The organism is Xenorhabdus griffiniae (assembly GCF_015163655.1).
In the GTDB taxonomy this organism is placed as follows: Bacteria; Pseudomonadota; Gammaproteobacteria; order Enterobacterales; family Enterobacteriaceae; genus Xenorhabdus; species Xenorhabdus griffiniae.
In genome coordinates, this window is the sequence record NZ_JADEUF010000172.1 from 1 (window position 1) to 4,777 (window position 4,777).

Genomic DNA, 4,777 nt, shown 5'->3' on the forward strand with positions numbered 1-4,777 from the left:
CTGCTTTCTCACACATTGGGTATTTTTGCCAACTTTAAACAAGGTAAAAAACAACGCGACTGGCTTCAACAAACGCTCGTTATTGGGTGTTAAAGTTGAGCATCGCGTTAAGTTAATAAGTTCACAGAATTACCGAGCGGCTACATACTATATAAATGTATAGCCGCTTCACTATCGATCCGGAGAAAACAATTTTTCGTATATAGAAGATAACTTACTGAAACAATTCTATTGAATAGGTAACTCGTTTTTAGAAATGATTGCCAATCTATTTTGGTAGTGTTCAGGATCTCCCCATAACCACATTTCTTGACTACTAACATCATTTTGGGTCAGAATTTTGTGCAACTCACCAGAAATCATGTCATAAGAATAAACATGCATATTATATGCTAGTGCGTCATACATCCGATCCTGCCAAAAAGCCATACCGTCAGTTGTCTGGTTCATATCTGATACAATGACATCATACCGTTCAATTAAATAATCAAAGAATACCTTACCGGCTAAGTCACGTAGGACAGCTCGATGTTGAGGTGTCCTAATTCGCCACACAAGAATTTGTGTTACAGGGCGGCAATTTAATACAACATCTGGCTGTATAACTACCCTGTTATAATAAACAACTTCTTTAGAGACATCATTCAATAAGGCTAGCTCAAAATGGGACTGACTAATCCACTCCCCCAATCGGCCATCGACACGAACCATACGATAGCCAGGAGAAAATACCAACCCTCTTATCTGATTTGTAATATCTGTTCCGCCCATTAATGAAATATAGAGGGCATGATTATCTGAGCCTTCGTTCAAATGAGCAAAGACTGCATTAATCTTTTCAGGATCCACCAATTTTTTTGGCATGTCTTCCTCTCAGCTCTACTTATCTAAATAGGCAATATATACCAATCTAACTTCAAGATGCGTGTGATTTCATATCATGTTGTAAATTGCAACTTGAAGTTTAATGCGTATAGTTACCAAATTGATAAATATCTCTTAACGTGATATTAGTTTGATTGGATCTTAAGTTCAATAAGAAAACAGGTTACTTTATTGTCCTTTTGTTGTTCTGCTTTTCTACCGAAAACTAACCTGTTTCGGTTAGTATTTCCTCAATCCCCATTAACCATTTGACTTTTAACGATTACGAAATGGATAATAAATCCACTATTTTTAGCCTTTCCATTTCATTTAGATGACTAGGTGGCGCGTTATGTACGATAACTTGAAAAGTTTGGGGATCACACATCCTGAAGATATTGATCGCTATAGCCTCCGTCAGGAAGCGAATAACGACATTCTGAAGATTTATTTCCGCAAGGACAAAGGCGAATTCTTCGCCAAAAGCGTTAAATTTAAGTATCCACGCCAGTTAAAGACCATCTCTGACGCCCACTCTAGCCAGGGTTACAAAGAAGTCAAAGAGATCAACACCAACCTACGTTATGTCATTGAAGAATTAGATCAGATCTGCAAACGTGATCAGATAGAAGTGGATTTGCAACGCAAAATCCTCGACGACTTACGCCATCTCGAACATGTCGTTGCGAATAAGATTGCAGAAATTGAAGCAGATTTGGAAAAGCTGGCCCGTAAGTAATTATGTCAGTTTGTCATACACCGCTTATCCTGCCCAATTTTCGAACCCGATAAAGGTATATACCAATCTAACTTCAAGATGCGTGTGATTTCTCCCCGTGAAGCAGGGGAGAAATCACGTTTCATAGCGTGTTGTAAATTGCAACTTGAAGATTAATGCGTATAAGCGGTGTAATAGACCATTTCCTACAACAAAGTCCCCCACTCCTCAATCCAATCTTGGGCAAAGACTTCAGGTTCAACAACCTCAATTGCATCAATCAACAGTACCTCGCCGATTCGTTTGGCTCCCTGTTCCTGTAACAGTTCATCAAATGTACGGCCACCACCACAGAAAGAGTCATAACTGCTGTCACCTAACGCAATCACGCCGTAGCTCAGATCGGGCTGATAGCCCAACTTATCATTTAATTCTGTATAGAGTGGCTGGATATTGTCAGGCAGATCACCTTGCCCTGTTGTCGAAGTGACCACTAAAACAACCTGTTGCAAATACTCTTGCCATTGTTCTAAGGTTGCATCTTCAAAAACCGCAACCTTATGCCCCTGCTGCTCAAGTATCTGCTGTGCTTCTTCTGCAACCGCTAACGCATTGCCATAAACTGTACCAACGAAAACACCAATCTTTGCCATAGATATTGATCTCTTTAATCAGTTTGATACTGCGTTTATTCATGAATAGTCAAACATTCCAGATCAGGTACAATACCCTGCCAGCCAAATTGCTCAATCAAATGCTGCCATGATTGCTCCCAACGCGCAGTGAGGAGAAGGCGCTCTCCTGTCACGGGATGTTTAAGTTGAAGGCAGCTGGCATGCAGCATTAACCTGCCAGTCTGATAATATTTAGCAACTCCTCGATTTTGTCGCAAATCGCCGTGCGTAGTGTCCCCAATGATCGGATGTCGAATATGTGCCATATGCCGCCGCAATTGATGCTTACGACCCGTTTTTGGCATCAGCTCCAACAGACTAAAGCGAGATGTTGGATAACGCCCTATCTCAACCGGACACTCTACTTTTGCCAACGAACGGTAATAAGTAACGGCTGGTTGTGCTGCTCTATCTGTATCAGCAAATTTATCCGCAATTTTATCCAACTCTTCCATTAGGGCATAGTCGATAATATCATCACCTTCAACATAACCCCGCACAACTGCGTGATATGTTTTTTGTATATCGTGGCATTCAAATTGTTGTGCAAGTGTCCTGGCTACTTCACTTGAAAGCGCCATCAATAAAACGCCTGATGTTGGCCTATCCAGACGATGGACAGGGAAAACATGCTGTCCAATTTGATCACGCAATGTCTGCATCACAAAAACAGTTTCATGGCGCGCCAGCCAACTTCGGTGAACCAACCATCCGGCAGGCTTATTAACTGCAACAATATGTTTATCCTGATAAATAATCTCCAGCATATTAGGTATCCTGCGTAAACAGGTTGTCCAATGCCCGTAAGTGTTCAAGTAAAGGGAAAAAACGCTCTACTTCTTCTTTATACACTTCTTCAAAATACGGGGCGATGGTAAATGCCGTCGGCAAACTGGCTTCTTGTTCTATCAAGGCGCGCATCCTTGGAATTAATACCCACTGGAGCCACTCTCCTGCTGACATGGTATCAATGGAAAAAGGTTCGATACTTTCGAAGGCTTCTGGTTTAGGCGGATAATTTTGCCACATCCCTACCGTTTTCATGGTAGCTTCAATTAATTGCAGATTATGTAGAATTTGTTTCTCGATACTCATGATGTTTCGTCTGATACTTGTCTGTTGCTCAGATGACAAAAACTGTCACCGTGTCATTGGGAGGTAAGAGTATCATTGATACGATTTCAGCGGAAAAGTTACGGCAGGAAAAATGGCGGTAATAGTTAAAGCAAGTAGTTAAGGCAATACAAGTGGAGTAAGAGGAGAGATATTCTCTCTCCTCTTGAGTGGCTGTCATAGCAATCCTGCTACATGGGGGGCTTCCTGCTAATTTCCCTGACAAAATACATCCCTGTCAGTTATCCTTTATGCAATCATTATACTGATAGTTTTTAGCGTTCCTGCCTGTACCTAGTCATCCTTGTACCATCTTCCCGATGGATTTATCCCTGGTTATTGTTTTGCAGTGGTTCCTTGCGGAACAATGAAAGGATCTACGATCCAGACTCTTGAAACAAGCCACTGAATCAAAATCGTAAGCAATATGAAAAATTCACATTGAGATAAAATTACACATGTTATTGATATAGAATAAAAATAATTTCAATGAATAATATTCACGTCATGATTAGAAGAAATATCTCACGTAAAATGTGAGATATTTCTCACAAAAAAGCCAATCAATATCTGCAATCAATCGCACACAACGGGATTGATAACCGAAAGGAAACTTGCCAAATCTGCGGATAGAACTTTCCGCTCATGGCTACCAAACTGTTCAAGCATCACTTGCCCTGTCAAATTACACACAGAAATCAATCCCATATCAGAATCTGTCGTCCCAATAAAGACGGTAGGTGAAAGCTTTAACCGCTTCTGTGTCACAAGATGACCAATCAGATTTTCCTGCAAGCGAATAAAATCATCTTCACTCCATACCTGAATCAGGCTGAAATTTTGTCCGGCAAAACTGGCTGTCATATCACCTGCAAACTGCATCACATAGTAATCATGGATGGCGTCCTGCAAACGGATCTCCAATGCAGTTTCTACCTTGCTAAGTTTTTCTTGGGCAGAAAACGATCGTGGCAACCAATACACCACACCATCTCCCGTGCGCTCGATACAGGGTGAAGGTATGCCATACAACTCACTGCTGGCTGGCGGAAACCCTGTTTTCTCTTGCCATAATTCAACATAACGTCGGGTAAAGTCAGATAGTGCCTCTGTCACATTAAAGGTCATATGATTATATCATCCCTATTTTCAGGCTTATAAGCGTGATGTTACCATCTTCATGAAAAAATGTTGATATACGCGTTACCTTTTAAGTTGCTCATTATAAGACAACATAACTCATTGTTTTTCCCCGCTTCGTGGGGAGAAACAATGTGCATCTTGAAGTGCGATGGGTATATATACCAATCGTCATTGAAGATGCTTGATTTTTTATCCTAATCCGATCATGCTTGCGACCATGAAAATTCATCTGACACCAGAACAAAAACGCGCCCTTGAATTGATG

Annotated in this window: 7 protein-coding genes and 1 pseudogene; 2 read left to right on the plus strand and 6 right to left on the minus strand. The window is 41.0% G+C overall.

The genetic code is table 11. From position 1 onward, the window contains the following. A pseudogene (locus IQ211_RS20255) lies at nucleotides 1-93 on the plus strand (IS982 family transposase); the annotation flags it as partial. Nucleotides 94-228: 135 nt separating this feature from the next. Here IQ211_RS20255 and IQ211_RS17890 read toward each other — a convergent pair. Continuing rightward, nucleotides 229-864 (minus strand): hypothetical protein, encoded by a 636-nt coding sequence (locus tag IQ211_RS17890; protein WP_189761236.1) that lies wholly within the window; start codon nucleotides 862-864, stop codon nucleotides 229-231. Nucleotides 865-1,216: 352 nt separating this feature from the next. On the opposite strand from IQ211_RS17890, the gene IQ211_RS17895 reads away from it, so the two are divergent. After that, complete coding sequence (locus IQ211_RS17895) at nucleotides 1,217-1,603, plus strand: DUF3461 family protein (protein WP_047769036.1); 387 nt, start codon at nucleotides 1,217-1,219, stop codon at nucleotides 1,601-1,603. A gap of 185 nt (nucleotides 1,604-1,788) precedes the next feature. Here the strand turns inward: IQ211_RS17895 and IQ211_RS17900 are convergent, their stop codons facing one another. From IQ211_RS17900 to syd, 5 genes are all read right to left on the minus strand, one after another. Next, nucleotides 1,789-2,235, minus strand: a complete 447-nt coding sequence (locus IQ211_RS17900; RefSeq protein WP_189761235.1) for a flavodoxin — start codon at nucleotides 2,233-2,235, stop codon at nucleotides 1,789-1,791. 35 nt (nucleotides 2,236-2,270) lie between these two features. Then, nucleotides 2,271-3,023 (minus strand): tRNA pseudouridine(65) synthase TruC, encoded by a 753-nt coding sequence (gene truC, locus IQ211_RS17905; protein ID WP_189761234.1) that lies wholly within the window; start codon nucleotides 3,021-3,023, stop codon nucleotides 2,271-2,273. Between the two features lies 1 nt (nucleotide 3,024). Beyond that, nucleotides 3,025-3,351: a YqcC family protein gene (locus IQ211_RS17910; RefSeq protein ID WP_189761233.1), complete on the minus strand. Its 327-nt coding sequence runs from the start codon at nucleotides 3,349-3,351 to the stop codon at nucleotides 3,025-3,027. Nucleotides 3,352-3,379: 28 nt separating this feature from the next. Continuing rightward, a complete protein-coding gene (locus tag IQ211_RS17915; protein ID WP_189761232.1) occupies nucleotides 3,380-3,550 on the minus strand; it encodes a hypothetical protein in 171 nt (56 codons plus the stop codon). A 395-nt stretch (nucleotides 3,551-3,945) separates the two neighbouring features. After that, nucleotides 3,946-4,497, minus strand: a complete 552-nt coding sequence (gene syd, locus IQ211_RS17920) for a SecY-interacting protein (RefSeq protein WP_189761231.1) — start codon at nucleotides 4,495-4,497, stop codon at nucleotides 3,946-3,948. Nucleotides 4,498-4,777: the final 280 nt, after the last annotated feature.

Bases quoted from the DNA above. Each gene is read 5' to 3' on its own strand.
- IQ211_RS17910 (WP_189761233.1), bottom strand. From the start codon at position 3,351: ATGAGTATCGAGAAACAAATTCTACATAATCTGCAATTAATTGAAGCT.
- IQ211_RS17915 (WP_189761232.1), bottom strand. From the start codon at position 3,550: ATGACAGCCACTCAAGAGGAGAGAGAATATCTCTCCTCTTACTCCACT.
- IQ211_RS17895 (WP_047769036.1), top strand. From the start codon at position 1,217: ATGTACGATAACTTGAAAAGTTTGGGGATCACACATCCTGAAGATATT.
- IQ211_RS17890 (WP_189761236.1), bottom strand. From the start codon at position 864: ATGCCAAAAAAATTGGTGGATCCTGAAAAGATTAATGCAGTCTTTGCT.
- IQ211_RS17900 (WP_189761235.1), bottom strand. From the start codon at position 2,235: ATGGCAAAGATTGGTGTTTTCGTTGGTACAGTTTATGGCAATGCGTTA.
- syd (WP_189761231.1), bottom strand. From the start codon at position 4,497: ATGACCTTTAATGTGACAGAGGCACTATCTGACTTTACCCGACGTTAT.
- truC (WP_189761234.1), bottom strand. From the start codon at position 3,023: ATGCTGGAGATTATTTATCAGGATAAACATATTGTTGCAGTTAATAAG.